The sequence below is a fragment of the Kocuria rhizosphaericola genome (assembly GCF_044462205.1).
GTDB classification, from domain to species: Bacteria; Actinomycetota; Actinomycetes; order Actinomycetales; family Micrococcaceae; genus Kocuria; species Kocuria rhizosphaericola.
Map to the genome: position 1 here is coordinate 36,263 of NZ_JBISWK010000077.1, position 19,295 is coordinate 55,557.

18 protein-coding genes are annotated in these 19,295 nt (G+C 73.9%); 9 read left to right on the forward strand and 9 right to left on the reverse strand.

The window, feature by feature from the left end:
- Positions 1-52 precede the first annotated feature (52 nt).
- Positions 53-970: a 16S rRNA (cytidine(1402)-2'-O)-methyltransferase gene (gene rsmI / locus ACH9D2_RS07980; RefSeq protein ID WP_396362305.1), complete on the reverse strand. Its 918-nt coding sequence runs from the start codon at positions 968-970 to the stop codon at positions 53-55.
- A gap of 78 nt (positions 971-1,048) precedes the next feature.
- Here rsmI and ACH9D2_RS07985 point away from each other — a divergent pair, with 78 nt between their 5' ends.
- The gene (locus ACH9D2_RS07985) at positions 1,049-2,692 is read left to right on the forward strand and encodes a phospholipid carrier-dependent glycosyltransferase (RefSeq protein ID WP_396362306.1); all 1,644 of its coding nucleotides are present in this window, start codon (positions 1,049-1,051) and stop codon (positions 2,690-2,692) included.
- An 88-nt stretch (positions 2,693-2,780) separates the two neighbouring features.
- On the opposite strand, the gene ACH9D2_RS07990 is transcribed toward ACH9D2_RS07985, so the two are convergent.
- From ACH9D2_RS07990 to ACH9D2_RS08010, 5 genes are all read right to left on the reverse strand, one after another.
- A complete protein-coding gene (locus tag ACH9D2_RS07990; RefSeq protein ID WP_396362307.1) occupies positions 2,781-3,815 on the reverse strand; it encodes a TIGR01906 family membrane protein in 1,035 nt (344 codons plus the stop codon).
- Positions 3,816-4,036: 221 nt separating this feature from the next.
- On the reverse strand, positions 4,037-5,428 hold the full coding sequence (locus ACH9D2_RS07995) for a L,D-transpeptidase (protein ID WP_396362308.1): 1,392 nt from the start codon (positions 5,426-5,428) through the stop codon (positions 4,037-4,039).
- Between the two features lie 91 nt (positions 5,429-5,519).
- A complete protein-coding gene (locus tag ACH9D2_RS08000; protein ID WP_396362309.1) occupies positions 5,520-5,837 on the reverse strand; it encodes a hypothetical protein in 318 nt (105 codons plus the stop codon).
- Between the two features lie 116 nt (positions 5,838-5,953).
- Entirely contained in the window at positions 5,954-6,589 is a 636-nt protein-coding gene (locus ACH9D2_RS08005; protein ID WP_396362310.1) for a DUF3499 family protein, read from the reverse strand.
- A gap of 14 nt (positions 6,590-6,603) precedes the next feature.
- Positions 6,604-7,134, reverse strand: coding sequence for a WhiB family transcriptional regulator (locus ACH9D2_RS08010; RefSeq protein WP_396362311.1), 531 nt, complete (start codon positions 7,132-7,134; stop codon positions 6,604-6,606).
- 355 nt (positions 7,135-7,489) lie between these two features.
- Here ACH9D2_RS08010 and ACH9D2_RS08015 point away from each other — a divergent pair, with 355 nt between their 5' ends.
- Positions 7,490-8,233, forward strand: a complete 744-nt coding sequence (locus tag ACH9D2_RS08015; RefSeq protein WP_396362312.1) for a TIGR03089 family protein — start codon at positions 7,490-7,492, stop codon at positions 8,231-8,233.
- Between the two features lie 10 nt (positions 8,234-8,243).
- On the opposite strand, the gene ACH9D2_RS08020 is transcribed toward ACH9D2_RS08015, so the two are convergent.
- Entirely contained in the window at positions 8,244-8,882 is a 639-nt protein-coding gene (locus ACH9D2_RS08020) for a GtrA family protein (RefSeq protein WP_396362313.1), read from the reverse strand.
- 332 nt (positions 8,883-9,214) lie between these two features.
- Between ACH9D2_RS08020 and ACH9D2_RS08025 the strand changes: the two genes are divergently transcribed.
- From ACH9D2_RS08025 to ACH9D2_RS08040, 4 genes are all read left to right on the forward strand, one after another.
- Entirely contained in the window at positions 9,215-10,330 is a 1,116-nt protein-coding gene (locus tag ACH9D2_RS08025; protein WP_396362341.1) for a 5-(carboxyamino)imidazole ribonucleotide synthase, read from the forward strand.
- A 136-nt stretch (positions 10,331-10,466) separates the two neighbouring features.
- Positions 10,467-10,952: a 5-(carboxyamino)imidazole ribonucleotide mutase gene (gene purE, locus ACH9D2_RS08030; protein ID WP_396362342.1), complete on the forward strand. Its 486-nt coding sequence runs from the start codon at positions 10,467-10,469 to the stop codon at positions 10,950-10,952.
- Positions 10,953-11,016: 64 nt separating this feature from the next.
- Positions 11,017-12,630: an LCP family glycopolymer transferase gene (locus ACH9D2_RS08035; protein WP_396362314.1), complete on the forward strand. Its 1,614-nt coding sequence runs from the start codon at positions 11,017-11,019 to the stop codon at positions 12,628-12,630.
- Between the two features lie 55 nt (positions 12,631-12,685).
- A complete protein-coding gene (locus ACH9D2_RS08040) occupies positions 12,686-13,705 on the forward strand; it encodes a peptidoglycan bridge formation glycyltransferase FemA/FemB family protein (protein ID WP_396362315.1) in 1,020 nt (339 codons plus the stop codon).
- 93 nt (positions 13,706-13,798) lie between these two features.
- On the opposite strand, the gene ACH9D2_RS08045 is transcribed toward ACH9D2_RS08040, so the two are convergent.
- Complete coding sequence (locus ACH9D2_RS08045) at positions 13,799-14,974, reverse strand: hypothetical protein (protein WP_396362316.1); 1,176 nt, start codon at positions 14,972-14,974, stop codon at positions 13,799-13,801.
- A 212-nt stretch (positions 14,975-15,186) separates the two neighbouring features.
- Complete coding sequence (gene glpX / locus ACH9D2_RS08050; RefSeq protein ID WP_396362343.1) at positions 15,187-16,134, reverse strand: class II fructose-bisphosphatase; 948 nt, start codon at positions 16,132-16,134, stop codon at positions 15,187-15,189.
- A gap of 263 nt (positions 16,135-16,397) precedes the next feature.
- Between glpX and ACH9D2_RS08055 the strand changes: the two genes are divergently transcribed.
- The 3 genes from ACH9D2_RS08055 to ACH9D2_RS08065 all read left to right on the forward strand — a co-directional run bounded on the left by ACH9D2_RS08055 (position 16,398) and on the right by ACH9D2_RS08065 (position 19,246).
- Positions 16,398-17,099: a DUF4245 domain-containing protein gene (locus ACH9D2_RS08055; protein ID WP_396362317.1), complete on the forward strand. Its 702-nt coding sequence runs from the start codon at positions 16,398-16,400 to the stop codon at positions 17,097-17,099.
- A complete protein-coding gene (locus ACH9D2_RS08060) occupies positions 17,096-17,746 on the forward strand; it encodes a carbonic anhydrase (protein WP_396362318.1) in 651 nt (216 codons plus the stop codon). The genes ACH9D2_RS08055 and ACH9D2_RS08060 overlap by 4 nt, the downstream gene beginning before the upstream one ends.
- 78 nt (positions 17,747-17,824) lie before the next feature.
- Entirely contained in the window at positions 17,825-19,246 is a 1,422-nt protein-coding gene (locus ACH9D2_RS08065) for an aspartate ammonia-lyase (RefSeq protein WP_396362319.1), read from the forward strand.
- Positions 19,247-19,295 lie beyond the last annotated feature (49 nt).

Genomic DNA, 19,295 nt, shown 5'->3' on the forward strand with positions numbered 1-19,295 from the left:
CTGCAGCGCGGCGCCGCACGGTCCGCCAGGGTCCGAACTGCCCGTGCATGTCCTAGCCCTTGCGGGCGGCCAGCACCGTCTCGTAGAGCTCCCGCTTGCCCACGCCCGTGCGCTCGGCGACGCGCCCGGCGGCGTCCTTGAGCCGGGTGCCGCCGGCCACGAGCGTCTCGACCTCGGCCACGAGGTCCTCGGGACGGGCTGCCTCCGGGGCGGGGGCACCGGCGACGACGACGGCGATCTCCCCGCGCACCTGCCCCTGCCCGCACCAGTCGACGAGCTCGGCGAGCGAGCCCCGCACGACCTCCTCGTGCAGCTTGGTGAGCTCCCGGGCGACGACCGCCCGGCGGCCGGCCCCGAACGCGTCCCGCAGCGCGGTGAGCATGACCTCGAGCCGGTGCGGGGCCTCGTAGAAGACCATGGTGCGCCGCTCGCCGTCGAGCTCGGCCAGCCGGGTGGCGCGCTCCGAGGACTTCCGGGGCAGGAAGCCCTCGAACGTGAAACGGTCCGTGGGCAGGCCGGACACGGCCAGCGCCATGAGCACCGCCGAGGGGCCGGGGATCGCGGTGACGGTCAGGCCCTCGGCGGCCGCGGCCTCCGCGAGCCGGTAGCCGGGGTCGGAGACGGTGGGCATCCCGGCGTCGGAGAGGACCAGCACGGTGCTGCCGGCACGGACGGCGTCGAGCAGCTCGGCGACCCGGCCGGCCTCGTTGTGCTCGTGGTGGGTGAGCACCCGCCCGCGCGTGGTGACGCCGAGGCCGGCGGTGAGCCGGCGCAGCCGCCGGGTGTCCTCGACGGCGAGCACGTCCGCGGTCTCGAGGGCCGCCCGCAGCCGGGGCGGCGCGTCGCCGAGGTTGCCGATCGGGGTGCCCGCCAGGACCACCTGCCCGGGGCCCACGGCACCGCCCTCGGAGCCGGCGTCGGAGCCGGCGGGGGCGTCGGTGGGGTCGTCGTCGTGGGGTTGCGTGTGCACGGGTCCACTCTACGGCGCGCTCCGCGGGGCTCCCCCGGGGGTCCGCGGCCGCCGGGACGCGTCCCCTACGATGACACCGTGAGTTCCTCGGTGCGCGCCCCAGTCCTGGCCCCGGCGCCGCGGCCGGCGGCGCCGGTGAGCACCCTGCGCGGGTCCCTGGCCCCCGCCGCGCTGCGGGAGCGTCTGCTGCCGGCCCCCGCAGCGGTGGCCCGTCTCGCGTGGCTGGCCCCGCTGCTGGTGGTCCTGCTCGGCGGGCTGCTGCGCTTCCACCGGCTCTCCCACCCGGACGCGATCGTCTTCGACGAGACCTACTACGTGAAGGACTCCTACTCCCTGCTGCTGCACGGCTACGAGCGGCAGTGGCCGGAGGGGGCGGACGAGCTGTTCGTGGCGGGCACCCCGCCCGAGGCCCTGGAGACCCCCTCCTACGTGGTCCACCCGCCGGTCGGGAAGTGGCTCATCGCGTTCGGCATGTGGCTGTTCGGCGCCGAGGACCCCCTGGGCTGGCGCTTCTCCGCGGCCCTGGTCGGCACGCTCTCCATCGCGCTGGTGTGCGCCGCCGGGTGGCTGCTCTTCCGCTCGGTCACGGTGGCCACGCTGGCGGGGCTGTTCACCGCGGTGGACGGGCTGCACCTGGTGCAGTCCCGGCTCGCGATGCTGGACGTCTTCCTGATGTTCTTCGTGCTGCTCGCCTTCGTCCTGCTCCTGCTGGACCGGGAGCACGGGCGCCGCCGCCTGGTCGCCCGGCTGGGCGTTGCCCCGGGTGGCGGTGTCCCGGACGCGGAGCTGCGGCGCCGCCTGGAGTGGGGGCCGTGGCTGGGCGTGCGCTGGTGGCGGATCGCGGCGGGCGTGGCCTGCGGGCTCGCGGTCGGCGTGAAGTGGAGCGCCCTGTTCCTGGTGGCCGGGCTGGGCGTGCTCACGGTGCTGTGGGACCTCAACGCCCGCCGGGTGGCCGGGGTGCGGCGCTGGCTGCCGGCCGGGGTGCTCAAGGACGGCGTGCCCGCGTTCTTCGCGCTCGTCGGGACGGGCCTGGTGGTCTACGTGTCCGCCTGGGCGGGCTGGTTCGCCTCGACGGACGCCTACCACCGCACCTGGGCGCAGCAGCACCCGGGCGAGGGTCCCCAGTGGCTCCCCGCGCCCCTGCGCTCGCTGTGGGCCTATCACTCCTCCGCCTACGGCTTCCACAGCGGCCTGGGCACCGACCACTCCTACGAGGCGCTGCCGTGGCTGTGGCTGACCCTGGGCCGGCCCACCTCCTACTTCTACGAGGACCCGGAGCAGGGCACGGCCGGGTGCGCGGTCGAGCACTGCTCCCAGGCCATCCTCAACATCGGCAACCCGCTCCTGTGGTGGACGGCGATCGCCGCCGTGCTCGTGGCCGCGTGGCTGTGGGCGGTGCGGCGGGACTGGCGTTTCGGGGCGCTGACCGGCGTGTTCGCCGCCGGGTACCTGCCCTGGTTCCTGTATCCCGAGCGCACCATGTACTACTTCTACGCGCTGCCCGTGCAACCGGCCCTGATGCTCGTGCTCGCCGGCATGCTCGGCCTGATCCTGGGACGGCCCGGGGACACCGTGCGGCGCCGGCGGGCGGGTCTCGCGGTGGTGGGCGTGTTCACGGCCGCGGTGCTCCTGCTGAGCGCACACTTCGCGCCCGTCTGGTACGCGGAGACCGTCGAGTACGCCCAGTGGCGGGAGCGGATGTGGTTCGACGCCTGGATCTGATCCGCCGCACGCGGCGCGACGCCCGGCCAGGGTCCTCGCTCAGGGTCCTGGCTCAGGTTCCGGCCCGGGGTACGGCGCCGGGCGCGGTTCAGCGACCGGCCAGCCGCCGCTTGAGCTCCTGCCGCCGGCGCACCCGGTCGAAGGCCCGGTGCCGGCGGAAGGCGGTGGGCCAGGTGGCGATCATGACCGCGAGCGCACCCAGCAGGGCGAACCCTGCCACCGCGATCGCCGCGTCCACCCAGAACTGGGTGGGGTACAGCCGGATGAGGGTGTCCGAGGCCCGGAACGTCCAGGACCCGTCCGCGAAGAAGAGGGAGTGGAACAGCGCGAAGAACTGCTGCCAGCCGAGCACCGCGGCGACCGCCAGCACGACCAGCAGCGCCACGGTCAGCCACGAGCCGAAGAACAGGGCGCCGGAGGCGGCCCCCGGGGCCTTCGCCCGCAGGTACAGGCACGAGACGAGGCCGAGCAGCGCCAGGACCGCGACCACGGCGAGCGCGCTCTGCAGCACGATCTTCACGTCGGTCATGTGCGCGACCTCGGAGCCCAGGAACAGCTGGGCGCCGTCCGCGTCCTGCAGCCCGCCGAGGAACCCGGGAGGGGCCCAGTTCATGACGTAGTCCAGTCCGTAGGAGCCGAAGACCATCCGCTCCTCGGTGGAGAAGCCGTAGGAGTCCGCCGGGAAGCCCGGCCGGTGGTACTCCGCCCACAGGAACAGGGGCGTGGCCACCACGCGCACCGCCGCGGCGAGCAGCGCCAGCGGGAGCACGAGCACCAGGAGGACCTGCTGCAGCCGCGGCAGCCGCGGCTCGTCCGCGAGGGCGTCCCGGCGCAGTGCGGCCCGGCGGCGGGCCTCCGCGTCCGGGTCGTCGTCCCCCGCGGCCTCGTCGGCCCCGACGGCGCGGGAGCCCCCGCCCGGACGGCCGGGCGCACGGCGCTGCCCGGCGCCGCGCTCCTCGCCGTGCTCGCTGTGGCGAGCGTCGTCGTGCTCGTCGTCGTGGGCGGTCTCCGCGGGGACGACGGCGGGGAGCAGGCCCGTCCACACGGGTTCCTCCCGCCGGTCCTCGTCCGCGGGCGGCTCGGCCTGCTGCCAGGGGGCCTTGTCGTTGCTGGGGGTGGCCACGGGCGGGTCCTTCGGTCGGTGGGGGTCGGGGGTCCGGGGCGGGCGGGTCCGCTCCGGACGGTCCCGATCCTACCCACCGTCGGCGCGGCTCCGCCGCACGGGCCCTCCCGCCGGTTTCCTTGCCGGTTTCCTCGCCGGTCTCCCCCAACCGTCCCGCCCGCCGGGAGCTCGGCCGTGGGAGCACGGCGGCGGCGCGGCGACGGGAGCTCAGCGGCGGACGCTCACCAGTCTCCCTGCCAGTCCTCGTCCGCGTAGTGCTCGAGCGGGATGTTCCAGTCGCCGAACCCGTCGTCGGGGTCGGCCTGCGGGTAGCCGGTGCCCACGACCTCCACGACGTCGCCGGGGCGGAACACGTCGTGGATGAACTTCGCGCCCTCGGGGGGCATGCCCACGCACCCGTGGGAGACGTTGGCGATCCCCAGGACGGGCATCGCAGAGGGCAGTGCCTGGTGCACGAACTCGCCGCTGGCCGTCAGCCGGGACACGTTGGAGGCCCAGAACGTCTCGTACCAGTGTGGGTCCCCCGGCTGCAGGTCCAGGGAGGAGGCCGTGAACAGGTACTCCGGGGCCTGTTCCATGATGACCTTCTGGCCCGTGGTCGAGGGCCAGTCCGCGTTGCCCAGGGTCACGGGGTACGTCCCCGCCACCTTGCCGTCCACGTAGGCGGTCAGTGTCTTGGTCCCGTTGTCCACCCGGGCGTAGTGTTCGGCGCCGGTCGAGAAGCTTCGGCGCAGGTCGTGGTTGCCCACCATCCCGTGGCCCACGTCGAGGCCGAGCAGGTCGAGGGAGACCGTGATCTCCGCGCGCGGCGCCCACTTCTCGGCGGGCCGGTAGCGGACCATCGTGTCCGAGTACCAGCGGAAGGCGCCCGCCCGGTCGCCGCCGCCGTCCACGGTGACGGCCTCCTCGACCTGCTCCTTGTTCGCGACGGGCTCGGAGAAGGTGAACTGCAGGACCTGTCCGGTGCCGTAGACCCCGCCGTCGACGACGTTGAGGCGGGCGTCCACCTCGTTGGCCGCGAGCACGGTCGTGAACGTGCTGGTGCCCGTCGTGGACACGGCCCCGGACGTGGCGCTCCAGTGCAGCTCGTAGGGGGTGTCGAAGTCCAGGACCTCGGTGCTGGTCCAGGTGCGCCCGTCGGCGGAGAGCTCCCCCGGGACGGGGTCGCCGCCCGGGGCGGGAACGAGCACGACGTCGGTCAGCTCGCCCCGGTCGGCCCGGACCACGACCGGTTCCACGGGATTGTGCTCGACGGCGGCGTCCGCGGGGGCGACGGCGACCTCGGCCGGCGCGGCCGTGGCCGGCCGGCCGGTGGACGGCGGGCTCGTGGACGGCGGGCTCGTGGACGACGGGCTCGTGGACGACGGGCTCGTGGACGACGGGCTCGTGGACGACGACGAGGCCGGCGCGGCCGGCTCGCCCGCGAGAGCCCCGGAGGCCTGGCCGCAGCCGGTGGCGAGCAGGACCGTCACGGCGCCCAGCGACAGCAGGCGCCGGAGGGCCGGCGCCGGGCGCGGAGCAGGGAGCGCGGGATCCGGGCAGGTGGACAGGGGCATGGGGAACGGCACCTCGGGCGTCAGGGGGAGGGGGGAACGCTGGAGAACTGCTTCCACGATAGGTCCACCGGCCGCACAGGACCCCACCCGCGACCCTTGGGTCACGAATGTTAACGCCTCCGTGACCCCCTGCGGCGGGCCCGGAGCCTCAGCTCCCCGGGGTCAGGCAGGCGATGCCGTGGGTGATGGGGTAGACCGGGTGCACGCCGTCGCGGAACGGGCGGTCGCTCATCAGCCGGTCGGCGTCCACGGGGATCAGCGTCCCGCCCGTCAGGGGGCACCGCAGGATCTCGGCCAGGCCGGGGGTCAGGGCGAGCGCCACCGGGGACTCCGGCTCGGGAGCCGCCGGCGCCCAGGGAACCGGGCGGCGGACGGCCGGTGCCTCGTGGCGCCGGGCTGACCTGCTCTCGTGGCGGGTCTCGGGGTGGAGATCGTGCGTCGGCTGCGTCGTTGCAGGGACAGTCATGGGGGGACTCCTGGTGCTCCGGGGGGAAGAGCTTCCCGCACCGGACAGGTGCGGTCTGCCGCTCATCCTAGGGGCAGCGCACCGGCGGGGTCCGGAACCGGGCGGGGACGCGCGGTTCAGGCCTCGGGACGGGCGGAGCCACCGCGCGCGGAGGGCCGGCGCAGGTGGGCCCGATGCAGAGCGCCGGGCATCGGGACGTCGTGCCACGCCACCGCGGGGTCCGGCTCCGGGACCGCCCTCCGGGCACCGGCCGGAGCGGCAGGCCGGGAGGTCTCCGGCGCGGGCGCCGGAGTCTCCGCCGCTCCGCCGCCCGGGTCATCCGTCCACCGGCCCGTGCGGGGGCTCTCGGGGCGAGCCGGGCGCGGGGCGGACGGTGGCGGCACCGGTGGGCGCGCGACGGACGGTCGTGAGGAGGACGGTCGCGGCAGGGAGACGTCGCGCAGCACCGTCCGCGGACGGTCGCGGACGGGCGCCGGGGGATCGGCCTCACGGACGGCCTCGGCCACGGCGCCGATGTCCTCGCGCCGGGCCCGGGCCTCCGGCAGCTCGAGTCGGACGACGCGCCAGCCGCGGGGCACGGTCAGCCGGTCCGCGTGCACGGCGCACAGGTCGTAGGCGTGGGGCTCGGCGTGGCCGGCGAGCGGGCCGACCACGGCGGTCGAGTCCGAGTACACGTAGGTGAGGGTCATGACCGCATCCCGCGTGCAGGTCTGGCGGGAGCAGAGACGGGTGGCGCTGCCGGAGGAGGTCATGGCCCGAAACTACCTCAGCGGGCGAGACGGCGCAGGCGGCGGCGCTCGCGCTCGGAGAGCCCTCCCCAGATGCCGAACTTCTCGTCCTTGCTCATCGCGTAGTCGAGGCACTCGGCCTGCACGGGGCAGGCCTCGCACACGCGCTTGGCGTCACGCGTGGACCCGCCCTTCTCGGGGAAGAAGGCCTCCGGGTCGGTCTGGGCGCACAGCGCGTCGGTCTGCCACGCGAGCTCGCCCTCGTCCTCGTCCACGGCGTACAGCCCGGCCACGGCGCTCCAGTCGGAGCCCTCGTCGGAGGCGGGCGCCTCGAGCAGGTCGAGAACGGGCGCCGCTCCCTCGCCGGAGAGGTTCTGGACGGCCTCGTGGGCCCTGAGGTAGGCGGTGGCCTGGTCCTCGAGGCTGCCGCCCACCCGGCGGACGTGGCGCTCGGCGGCCCGCGGGTCGGCGGGGTCGACGAACCAGTCCTCGGGCACCGAGCGCATGCTCCGGCGACGGGCGCCGAGGGGGGTGGTGTCCACGACCTGCTGTCGTGCGGCCTCTCCCATGACTTTCCTTCCATCCGACACGATTGCCCGGGCCTGGCATACTGCGGGGGGCGCCGGCCCGTTGCATCCCGGAGAACGTATCCTTGCTGATCGTCTGCCGGACTTCCTAATTACACGTGTGTAACTACTACTGCGTCAACCCTCGCCGGGAGGGCGCCCTTGCCACCCTAACGGGGATGAATGCCCTTGGGAGTAGACGTTTTTCCACGTCACGGTGCGATTTCTGGAACTCGCACCGGGCGTGAAGAATGCGACCCCACGCATATGCCAGGCCGCCCCGACCGGGGGCGGGCACCCACGAGGAGGAACCATGGACATGCCGATCCCCCGCTCTGTCCCCCGTTTGATGGACAGGATGCGGAGCAGCAGCCGCCCCGCCCTGATCTGGTACGGGCAGGACGGCGAGCGCGTGGAGCTCTCCGGGCGGGTCCTCGACAACTGGGTGGCCAAGACCGCGAACCTGTGGGTGGACGAGCTGGACCTCGAGGCGGGCGACGTCGTGGCCCTGGGCGACGAGGTGCACTGGCGCAGTCTCGCGGTCGCCCTGGGCACGTGGACCATGGGAGCGGCGGTGCGGGCGGTCGATCCGCTCGAGGGCGCGGCCGAGCCCGGGGACCGGGCCGTGGCGGGACTCGTTGACGCGCAGGGGACAACCCCGCCGCTGCTGGACCGGGTGCCGCCCGGTGCGCGGGCGGTGGTCCTGGACCGGCCGGCGCTCTCGCTCGGCTACCGCGGCGAGCTGCCGGGCGGGGAGGTCCTCGACTACTGCGCCGAGGTCCGCTCCCACGCGGACGTCTACGACGGCTTCGAGGAGCCGGCGCCGGAGGGCGGCGCGCTGCGGGCCGCGGGCACCGACGGGTTCCTGGCGCACGGCCGGCTGCTGCCGGCCGCGGCCGAGCTCGCGTCCGGGCGGGAGGGCGCGTGGGGCACCGCCGCTGCGGTGCACGTGCCGGGGCGGCGGACGGACGCCGAGTTCCTGCTGCGGGTGCTGGCCGTGCTGGCCGGGGGCCGGGCCGTGGTCGTCACCGACCGCCCGGCGGACGCGGCCGACGAGGCGTGGCGGTCCGTGCTGGCGGCCGAGAACGCCGTGGTGTTCTGAGCCGGTCGGTTCAGCGGCCCTCGACCGGCTCCGTGTCCTCGTGGGCGTCCGGGCCGGGGCGCACCGCACTCCCCGTCCGGGGGTGCTCGTGCTCCCGGAGGTGGTGCCCGTGCTCCCGCTGGGGGTGCTCGGCGCCCTCTCCGGCCTGACGTCCCGTGATCAGGGCGATCTCGAGAGCCGCGGTGTCCGCGAAGTTCGGGTCCTCGTCGAGCTCCTCGGTGAACACCCAGAAGCGGTAGGCGAAGTACCGGAAGACCGTGCCGAGGACGGTCCCGATGATGGTGCCGGACACGAAGGAGGCGTAGGCGCTGGTGAGGCCCAGCACGTAGTAGCTGAAGCCGAGGCAGCCGAGCTCGATGGCCATGCCGATGCCGTTGGCGATGAGGAACTGGATCAGCTCGCGGCGCTTGTCCGACTGGCGCTTGTGCCGGAACGTCCACAGCCGGTTGGCGACCCAGGCGAAGACGATGGCCACGGCCGTCGCCACGAACTTCGCCTTGAGGTGGCCGTCCTCGAAGACCGTGTGCATCAGGATCCAGGTGAGCGACGCGTTGATGACGAACGCGAGCGCGCCGACCACACCGAACTTCATGAGTTCCTTGACGAACAGGTGCCACAGGGCATCGAAACGGTCGACGAGACGGTTCACGCGGCTTCAGGTCTCCCAGGTGGTGAGTCGGTGGGCGCCGGCCGGCGCAACGGTCGACGAGCACGGGAGAGCACCCGCGGCGGACCTCGGCACATCTTACCTCGCCCCTCCCCCGCGGCACCGGAGAGTTGCAGCACAGTCCTCCGGCCGCTCCCGGACACGCGCGCGGACGGCGGCCGGGACAGGCGCCGGGACGGCCGGGCAGGACGGCCCGGAAGGCCGGGGGCGACGGCGGGCGGGGAGGGACCGACGGAGCGGGATACCCTGGTCGGGTGAATTCTTCTGTGACCGTCCCTGTCGTCGGCGTCGTCGGAGGCGGGCAGCTCGCCCGCATGATGGCGCCCTCCGCCACCGCCCTGGGGATCGAGCTGCGCGTGCTCGCCGAGGGCCCCGACGTCTCGGCGGTCGCCGCCGTGCCCACCGCGCCCGTGGGCGACTACACCGACCTCGAGGTGCTGCGCCGGTTCGCCCAGGGCGTCGACGTCCTGACGTTCGACCACGAGCATGTGCCCACCGAGCACCTGCGGACCCTGCTCGCCGAGGGCGTCGACGTCCGCCCGGGCCCGGACGCGCTGGTGCACGCCCAGGACAAGCTGTGGATGCGCGCGGCCGTGGAGCGCCTCGGACTGCCGAACCCGCGGTGGGAGGCGGTCGCCGACGTCGAGGAGCTGATCGCGTTCGGCGAGCGCACGGGCTGGCCCGTGGTGCTCAAGACGCCGCGCGGCGGTTACGACGGCAAGGGCGTCATGGTGCTCGGCACCGCCCAGGACGCCCGCGGCCCCGAGCCCGCGCAGTGGTTCGCCCGCACGGACGGCCCCCTGCTGGTGGAGGAGAAGGTCGGGTTCTCCCGCGAGCTCTCCGCGCTCGTGGCCCGCACCCCCTCCGGCGAGGTGCGGGCGTGGCCGGTGGTGGAGTCGATCCAGGTGGACGGCGTGTGCGACGAGGTGCTCGCGCCCGCCCCGGAGTTGCTGCCCGAGGTCGAGGCCGCGGCCGCGGACGCCGCCCGGACACTGGCCACGGAGCTGGGGGTGACCGGGGTGATGGCCGTGGAGCTCTTCGAGACCCCCGGCCGCGGCGCCGGTTTCCTGGTCAACGAGCTGGCCATGCGCCCGCACAACTCCGGGCACTGGACCATGGACGGGTCCGTGACGAGCCAGTTCGAGCAGCACCTGCGCGCCGTGCTGGACCTCCCGCTCGGGGACACGGGGCTGATCGGCGGGGCCGCGGTCATGAAGAACTACCTGGGCGGGGCGAACCAGAACCTCTTCGGCGCCTACCGGGCGGCGATGGGCGCGGAGCCCCGCGCGAAGATCCACAACTACGGCAAGGCCGTGCGGCGCGGGCGCAAGATCGGCCACGTCAACGTCACCGGCGCCGCGGACGAGATCCCGGAGCTGCGCCGGCGGGCCTCCCGCGCCGCGGCCGTGCTGCGGGACGGGCAGGCCTGACCAGCGTGCCTCCCACGGCCCGTCCAGCCGGGACGGATAGCGTAGTCCCCGACCGGACCGCGATGGCGGCCCCGACCCGCCGAGCAGCCCAGGAGCACCAGTGAACGAGAAGCAGCAGCCCGTCGTGGGCGTCGTGATGGGCTCGGACTCCGACTGGCCCGTGATGGAGGCCGCCGCCACCGCGCTCGAGGAGTTCGGCATCCCGTACGAGGCCGACGTCGTCTCCGCCCACCGGATGCCCGCCGAGATGATCGAGTACGGTCAGCGGGCCCACGACCGGGGGCTGCGGGTGATCATCGCCGGTGCCGGCGGCGCCGCCCACCTGCCGGGGATGCTCGCCTCGGTGACGCCCCTGCCCGTGATCGGCGTCCCCGTCCCCCTGAAGACCCTCGACGGCATGGACTCGCTGCTGTCCATCGTGCAGATGCCTGCGGGCGTCCCGGTGGCCACCGTCTCCATCGGCGGGGCCCGCAACGCCGGTCTGCTGGCCGCCCGGATCCTCGCCGCCGGCGCGGACCCGCAGGCCGAGGGCCTGCGCGGGCAGCTCCTGCGCTTCGCCGCCGAGCTCCGGCAGACCGCCCACGAGAAGGGCGCCGCACTGCGCACCCGCCTCGACCGCTGACCCGGCCGCCCCGCTCCTCCCCTGCCGCCCTTCCCCTGCCCGCCCTTCCCCGCCGGAGCTGCCCGTGAACGGCCACACCCCCCGCGCTGAGCACGATCCCCGCCCGCCCCACGACCCGACCGCCGCGGGCTCCCCGTCCCGGGAGCTCCCGCCCGGCGCCGTGACGGCCGTGCGGGGTGTCGACGACGCGGCCGGCCCGCCCCGGCTGACGGATCCGCTGCGCCACCCCCAGCACGCCGGGAACGGCACCCGGGCCCGGCGCGCCTGGACGCTGCTGCTGTCCACGCTCGTGGTCCCGGGCAGCGCGCAGCTCGTCGCGGGCCGGCGGGCCACGGGGCGCGCCGCGCTCAAGGTCGACGTGGTCGCCTGGGCCGCGGCCGCCCTGGCGCTCGTGTGCCTGGTGCTGTGGCGGACCCCCCTGATCTGGTTCCTGACGAACTCGTTCACGTCCCTGCTCGTGATCGCCGGGCTGGTGGCCCTGGCGCTCGGGTGGGCGTTCCTCTTCTTCGACACGTTCCGGCTCATCCGCCCCGGCCTGCTGGTGCGGCGGACCCGCCGGGCGGTGGCCGCGGCCACGGTGGCGCTCATGCTCCTCACCTCGGGCGGGCTGGCCTACTCCGCCTACCTGCTGTCCGTGACGCGCGGGGCGGTCTCGGACGTCTTCGGGGGCGGGCTGCCCTTCCGTCCCTCGGACGGGCGGTACAACATCCTCCTCATGGGCACCGACTCCGGGGAGGACCGCTCGGGCCGCCGTCCCGACTCGATGACGGTGCTCAGCGTGGACGCGGACTCCGGGCGGACCGTGACCATCTCCCTGCCGCGCAACCTGCAGAACACGCCCTTCCCCGAGGACTCGCCGCTGGCGGACGTCTACCCCGAGGGCTTCAACTGCGGTGACGAGTGCATCCTCAACGCCCTGTACACCGACGTCACGAACAACCACGCCGAGCTCTACCCCGACGCCGACGACCCCGGTGCCCAGGCCATGAAGGACGCCGCGGAGGGCATCCTCGGCATCGAGGTCCAGGCCTACGCGATCGTCGAGATGAACGGCTTCGAGCAGCTCGTGGACGCCCTCGGCGGGATCACCATCGACGTCGGCGGGCGCGTGCCCATCGGCGGCGGCACCGATCTGGTCACGGGTCTGCCGAACGAGATCTTCGGGTACATCGAGCCGGGCGTCCAGCACCTGGACGGCTACCACGCCCTCTGGTACGCCCGGTCCCGCGAGGGTGCCACGGACTACGACCGCCAGGCGCGCCAGCGCTGCGTGCAGGCCGCGATGCTCAAGCAGCTGAACCCCGTCAACGTGCTGACCCGGTTCGAGGACCTCGCGGCGTCCGGGACGCAGGTCGTGGAGACCGACATCCCGCAGAGCCAGATCGGCTCGTTCGTGGACGTGGCGCTGAAGGCCAAGGAGCACGAGCTGGTGCAGTTCGCCGCCGGGCCGCCCTACTACGACCCGTCCTTCCCCACCTACCCGGACTACGACCGGTTGCACGAGGACGTCGACCAGTTGCTCGAGGAGGCCACGGACCGCGGTGCGCGGGACGCGGAGGCCCTGCCGGCCGGGACGGCGGTGGGTTCCGGGATCGCGATGACCGTTCCCGTCCCGGCGGCGACGCCCCTCGTGGGAGCGCAGGAGCTCACCCCCAACGGCACCTGCTCGGTGCCCTGACCGGTCCGGTCCGCGGGTCGCCGGCGGCGCCCGGACACCCCGGTACAGTGGGGGCGTGGCGAACATACTGCAGTCGAACGCATGGGCCGGATTCCAGCGGAACCTGGGGCACAAGGTGTTCCAGGCCTCCGGGGACGGATGGCGCTACCTCGCGGTCCTCGAGGGCGGCCGGACCGGCCGCTACCTCTACTGCCCCTACGGCCCCGAGGCGCGGACCCCGCAGGCCTTCGAGGCCGCGCTCGACGACCTCGCCCGCACGGCACGCGCCGAGCGGTGCTGGTTCGTGCGGGTGGAGCCCGTCGACGCCGCGGTGACGGACGGGCTCGAGACGCCCGAAGCCTCCCTGCGCCGGCGCGGGCTTCGCCCGGCGCCCCGGCAGGTCCAGCCGGGGCACACGCAGGTCATCGACCTGACCCAGGACGAGGACGCGATCCTCCAGGACATGAAGTCCACCAACCGCAACCTGCACCGCAACATCGCCAAGAAGGGCGTGACCTTCACGACCTCGACCGACCCGGAGGACGTCGACGTGCTGCTGGGCTTCCTCGAGGCCACGGCCGAGCGCAAGGACTTCGCCCGCCAGCAGGACGCCTATCTGCGCGAGGCCGCCCGCAGCCTGATGCCCGTGGGCGCGGCGGCCCTCTACGTGGCGCGGCTGAACGGGGAGCCCATCGGCGCCTCCCTCGTCTACGACTCCGACGACACCCGCACCTACGCCCACGCCGCGATGGACTTCCAGCACCGCAAGCTCTCGGCGGGGATCCCGCTGGTCGTGCGGATGGTCCTCGACGCCAAGCAGAAGGGTCTGAGCCGGTTCGACCTCTTCGGCACCGCGCCGGAGGACGCCGGCCCGGACCACGCGTGGCACGGCTTCACGAAGTTCAAGAGGTCCTTCGGCGGCCGCCCGGAGTCCTACCCCGGGACCTGGGACCTGCCCCTGAGCCGCGGGAAGTACACGGCGTACACCGGCGTGCGCGCCGCCCGGGAGACCGTGCTCTCGGCCCGCAACAGCCTCCCCGGCCTGCCGGACCGGCTCCGGAAGGCCGTCGCCGGGGCGCGCCGCAGGGAGGCCTGAGCACTCCCCTCGACGGGACGGCCGGACACCGGAGGGACCGGCACCGCACGGACCGGCACCGCAAGGACCGGCACCGCACGGACCGGCTCGTCGTCAGCGGCCCGCGGCGTCGCGCAGGGCGGACATCCCCTCCGTGACCACGCGGCGGGTGAGGTCCCGGGCCCGCCGGCCACGGCCCTTGGCCGGGCGTCCCGCACCGTCGTCGGTCTCGGGCACGTCGTCCGGCTCCCCGCGGTCGGGCGACGACGCCGGGACGGACTCGCCCAGGCCCAGCTCCGCGGCGACCGCCGTGCCCGTGGCCTCGGCCGCGGCATCGGCGACGTCCTCCGTGAACTCCCCGGCCGGGCCCCGCCCCAGGGGCTTCTCCCAAGGGCCCAGCACCGGCCGTTCCGCCTCGGCCAGCTCGCGGATCACCAGCGGCACCTCCGTCTCGTCCGGGTCGCCGCCGTCGAGCCGCTGGACGCGTCGCTTCTGCAGCTCCACGATCCCGGTCAGCAGCAGGGCGTCGTCCACGCCCAGGTCCCGCCCCCGGCGGGTGAAGCCGAGCCGGTAGATCATCGCCAGGCCGCGCGTGTGCACGAACCACAGGTAGCCCAGGGCCGCCTCACGGCCGTCCTCGGCGGCCTCGGTGGCCACGAGCAGCAGCGAGTCCTCGCCCAGGTCCTCGAGCAGCTGGGTGATGAGCCGGGTGCGCAGGCCGATGTTCGCGAGGACCCGGCTGCCGGCCGTGACCTCGCGCACCGTCACGCCCGGGGTGCGCAGGGCCGTGCGGCACCGCTCCAGGGTGGCTTCCGAGAGCCGCCTCGAGAGGTCCCGCTCGGTCTCCCCCAGCAGCACCTCCAGCCGCCGCGGCTCCTCCGGACCGGCCCCTGCGGCGGGGCGGGCGAACCCGGCGGCTTCCAGGGCCTCCTCGGCGCCCGGGACGCGGAGGGTGTCGGCCTGGAAGCGCAGCAGCACGGCCGAGTGCTCCTCCCGCGCCCAGCCGGCGAGCGCGGCGGCGACCACGGGCAGGTCCTCGGGCCGGTGGACGTGGCAGTGCACGGTCCCGGCGACCACCCGCTCGGCCTCGGAGCGCAGGTAGAGCTGGGCGTAGCCCACGGTCCGCTGCTCGGCGTCGTGGACCATGACCCGGTCGACCCGCAGACCGGGGCCCTCGGCGGAGACCTGCGCCTCGCCGATGCCCCACAGCTGCTGCGGGTGCCCGCCGGTCACCCGGACGGTGGCGTCCCAGGTCTTGCGGTTGGGGCAGGGGCTGACCGTGGTGCTCACGTGGGGATCCTCCTCGTCACCCGGGCGCTCCGCCCCGGCTGGGGGACCGCGGTCGGCGCCCGCAGTTCGGCTTCCAGTCTAGAGCCGGGAGGGGTCCCGGCAGGTGCCGGACACGGTGTGACCGGGCACGACAGGACCCCCGCGCCGATGGACGGTGCGGGGGTCCTGGGTCACGACCGCGCGGGCCGCGTCCTGCGGGCGCAGGGCCGGGCTCAGCGGCGGGCGTACTTCTCCCACTTGGAGGCGAGGTGCTCCGCCTCGACCATCCGCACGGTCCCGGAGCGGGAGCGCATCACGATGGACTGGGTGGTGATCTGCGGGCCGCGGTAGCGCACGCCCCGCAGCAGGTCACCATCGGTGATGCCCGTCGCGGCGAAGAAGCAGTTGTCCGAGGTGACGAGGTCGTCGGTGCTCATCACGGCGTCGAGGTCCAGCCCGGCGTCAAGGGCCTTCTGCTTCTCGTCGTCGTCCGTGGGCGCCAGCCGGCCCTGGATGATCCCACCGGTGGCCTTGACGGCGCACGCGGTGACGATGCCCTCCGGGGTCCCGCCGATGCCCATCATGACGTCCACGCCGGTGCCCTCGCGGCAGGCGGCGATCGCTCCGGCCACGTCTCCGTCGAGGATCATCCGGGTGCGGGCGCCGGTGGCACGGATCTCGTCGACGAGCTTCTGGTGGCGCGGGCGGTCCAGCACGCACACGGTGAGCTGGTTGATGTGGATGCCCTTGGCCCTGGCCACGAGGTGCAGGTTCTGCTTGACGGGCAGGCGCAGGTCCACGAAGTCCGCGGCCTCCGGGCCCACCACGAGCTTGTCCATGTAGAAGACCGCGGAGGGGTCGAACATCGACCCGCCATCGGCCACCGCGATGACCGCCAGGGCGTTGTTCATGCCCAGCGCGGTGAGGCGGGTGCCGTCGATCGGGTCCACGGCGACGTCGGAGGACGGCCCGGAGCCGTCGCCCACCTGCTCGCCGTTGAAGAGCATCGGGGCCTCGTCCTTCTCGCCCTCGCCGATGACCACGGTGCCGTTGAAGTGCACGGTGGAGAGCAGTGCGCGCATGGCGTCGACCGCCGCGCCGTCGGCGGCGAGCTTGTCGCCGGCGCCGACCCACTGCCCCCCGGCGATCGCCGCGGCCTCGGTCGTCCGCACCAGCTCCATCGCCAGGTTGCGGTCGGCCACGTTGTTGGGGGGCGCCTGGGTCGTTCCGGTGGATTCTTCGGCCACGTTGTTCCTCACCTTCGAGTTGACGTTCTGCGGGACCCCCGGGCCGGGCTCGGCCGCGGGCGCGGTCCACGTCCCGCCCAGCATATCGCCCGCTCCCCCGCAGGCCGCGACCCGCGCCACGTCCACGACCGGGGGCGGACGGGCCAGGCGGACGGGGCGGGGCGGACAGGGCGCGGCGGACAGGGCACAATGGACGGGTGAGCTCCTCGACCCCCGACCGTCCCGCCGAGCGCCCCGCGCCCGAGCACCCCGCGGCCGCAGGCCCCGGCACCGCTCCCGGTCCCGACGCCCCGGAGCAGCCGCTCCCGCAGATCACGGAGAAGCAGGCCCGGCGGCTCAACGCTCCCGTGCAGGGGATGATCATCTCGATGGCCGTCCTGCTCCTGCTCGTCCTGCCGTTCGTGTGGCTCCAGCCCCGCCCCGACGCCCAGCCCTACCGGCCGGACGTCGACGTGGCGCAGGAGGCGGACTACGTCGCGGACGAGGCGCCCTTCACCCCGGTCGTGCCGGAGCCCGGCGAGGGCTGGACCGCCAACTACGCCCGGTGGAACGGCGGCGCCGCCGAGGGCGTGCCCTACTGGGAGATCGGCTGGGCCACCCCGCAGGGCAGCTTCATCGGTCTCGTCCAGACGTCCCTGGCCAACCCCACGTGGCTGGCCCAGCAGACCGAGGCCGTCCCCGCCACCGCGGAGGTGGAGGCCGGGGGCGTGCCGTGGGACGTCCACGTCCGGGAGGAGTCCCGGAACCAGGACGTCCTGACCGTGTACACCGGAGAGGTCAACGGCTCCACCGTGGTGCTCAAGGGCGACGCGCCCGGCGCCGAGCTGGACCGGCTGGCCGCCGCTGTCGCCGATGACCTCACCGACGCCCCTGCCCCACGAACCACGGAGATGCCATGAACCCGGAGACCCGCCCCGAAGACACCTCGCCCCGCACCCCGGCCGCCGCCTGGCAGCGCCTGCGCGAGGGCAACGCCCGCTTCGTGTCGGGCGAGTCCCTGCACCCCAACCAGGACGCCTCCCGCCGGCAGTCCGTGGCGGGCGGGCAGAACCCGTTCGCCGTGATCTTCGGCTGCTCGGACTCGCGGCTGGCCGCGGAGATCATCTTCGACCTCGGCCTCGGGGACGCGTTCGTGGTGCGCACCGCCGGCCAGGTCATCGACGACGCCGTGCTCGGGTCGATCGAGTACTCCGTGGCGAACCTCGGCACGCCGCTGATCATGGTGCTCGGCCACGACTCCTGCGGGGCGGTGACCGCCGCGCACGATGTCGCCGGCTCCGGGCAGATGCCCCGCGGCTTCCAGCGGGACCTCATCGAGCGGATCATGCCGTCCGTGCTGGAGACGCAGCGCCACGGCCACCAGGACGTCAACGCGGCGGTCGTGGAGCACACGAAGCAGACGGCTTCGCGTCTCATGGAGCAGTCCCGCGTGATCGCGGACGCGGTCTCCAACGGGGACGTCGCCGTGGTCGGCGTCTTCTACCACCTGGAGGACGGCGAGGCGGAGCTCGTCCACGGGCACGGCACCTGGCTCCCGGGCCGCTGAACCGGGCCGTCCGGCCGGCATCCGTCACCGTGGGTCCGCCGTGCCGGACGTCATCTGCGGCTGTCCTAGACTGACGCCATGGCTGATACCACCGCAGAGACCACCGAGTACCGCATCGAGCACGACACCATGGGCGAGGTCCGCGTTCCCGCGAAAGCCCTGTACCGCGCGCAGACCCAGCGGGCGGTCGAGAACTTCCCCATCTCGGGCAAGCCGCTCGAGCCCCAGCACATCGTCGCGCTGGCACAGATCAAGAAGGCCGCCGCCAAGGCGAACGCGGAGCTGGGGGTGCTCGACGACGAGCGCGCCCGGGCCATCGCGGACGCCGCGGACAAGGTCGCCACGGGACAGTACGACGAGCACTTCCCCATCGACGTCTTCCAGACCGGTTCCGGGACGTCCTCCAACATGAACACCAACGAGGTGCTGGCGACCCTCGCCAACCAGGCGCTCGAGGGCACGGACGTCGAGGTCCACCCCAACGACCACGTCAACGCCTCGCAGTCCTCCAACGACGTCTTCCCGACCTCCGTGCACGTGGCCGTCACGGGTGCGCTGATCAACGACCTGGTCCCGGCCATGACCCAGCTCGCCGAGTCCCTCGAGAAGAAGGCAGCGGAGTTCCAGGACGTCGTGAAGTCCGGGCGCACGCACCTCATGGACGCCACCCCGGTGACCCTGGGGCAGGAGTTCGGCGGCTACGCCGCGCAGGTCCGCTACGGCATCGAGCGGGTGCAGTCCTCGCTGCCGCGCGTGGCCGAGGTCCCGCTGGGCGGCACCGCCGTGGGCACCGGCATCAACACCCCCGCAGGTTTCTCCGCCCGCGTGATCGAGCTGCTCGCCGAGGAGACCGGGCTGCCGATCACCGAGGCCCGCAACCACTTCGAGGCCCAGGCCAACCGGGACGGCCTGGTCGAGGCCTCCGGCCAGCTGCGCAACATCGCCTACAGCTACATGAAGATCAACAACGACCTGCGCTGGATGGGCTCCGGCCCCAACACCGGCCTGGGCGAGATCCTGATCCCCGACCTCCAGCCCGGCTCCTCGATCATGCCCGGCAAGGTCAACCCGGTGATCTGCGAGTCCACCATCCAGGTCTGCGCGCAGGTGATCGGCAACGACACCACGGTCTCGCTCTCCTCGACCAACGGCGCGTTCGAGCTCAACGTGGGCATCCCGGTCATGGCCTCGGCCCTGCTGGAGTCCGTCCGGCTGCTCGCGAACTCCTCGCGCGTGATGGCGGAGAAGATGATCGACGGGCTCGAGGCGAACGTGGAGCGCTGCCGCTTCCTCGCCGAGGCGTCCCCGTCCATCGTGACCCCGTTGAACAAGGCCATCGGCTACGAGGCCGCCGCGAAGATCGCCAAGCACTCCGTGGCGAACAAGATGACGGTGCGCGAGGCGACGATCGCCCTGGGCTACGTCGAGAACGGCCAGCTCACCGAGGAGCAGCTGGACCGGGCGCTGGACGTCACCACCATGACGGGCCCCAACGCCTGACCCGCCGCTCCCTCAGCACCGAGGGGCCGCGTCCGTCCGGAGATGCTGC

What these genes read in the sequence shown, in the direction of transcription:
- ACH9D2_RS08000 (WP_396362309.1), bottom strand. Translation starts at nt 5,837, where the DNA reads ATGACTGTCCCTGCAACGACGCAGCCGACGCACGATCTCCACCCCGAG.
- ACH9D2_RS08005 (WP_396362310.1), bottom strand. Translation starts at nt 6,589, where the DNA reads ATGACCTCCTCCGGCAGCGCCACCCGTCTCTGCTCCCGCCAGACCTGC.
- ACH9D2_RS08010 (WP_396362311.1), bottom strand. Translation starts at nt 7,134, where the DNA reads ATGGGAGAGGCCGCACGACAGCAGGTCGTGGACACCACCCCCCTCGGC.
- ACH9D2_RS08015 (WP_396362312.1), top strand. Translation starts at nt 7,490, where the DNA reads ATGCGGAGCAGCAGCCGCCCCGCCCTGATCTGGTACGGGCAGGACGGC.
- ACH9D2_RS08025 (WP_396362341.1), top strand. Translation starts at nt 9,215, where the DNA reads ATGATGGCGCCCTCCGCCACCGCCCTGGGGATCGAGCTGCGCGTGCTC.
- purE (WP_396362342.1), top strand. Translation starts at nt 10,467, where the DNA reads ATGGGCTCGGACTCCGACTGGCCCGTGATGGAGGCCGCCGCCACCGCG.
- glpX (WP_396362343.1), bottom strand. Translation starts at nt 16,134, where the DNA reads ATGGAGCTGGTGCGGACGACCGAGGCCGCGGCGATCGCCGGGGGGCAG.
- ACH9D2_RS08060 (WP_396362318.1), top strand. Translation starts at nt 17,096, where the DNA reads ATGAACCCGGAGACCCGCCCCGAAGACACCTCGCCCCGCACCCCGGCC.
- ACH9D2_RS08065 (WP_396362319.1), top strand. Translation starts at nt 17,825, where the DNA reads ATGGCTGATACCACCGCAGAGACCACCGAGTACCGCATCGAGCACGAC.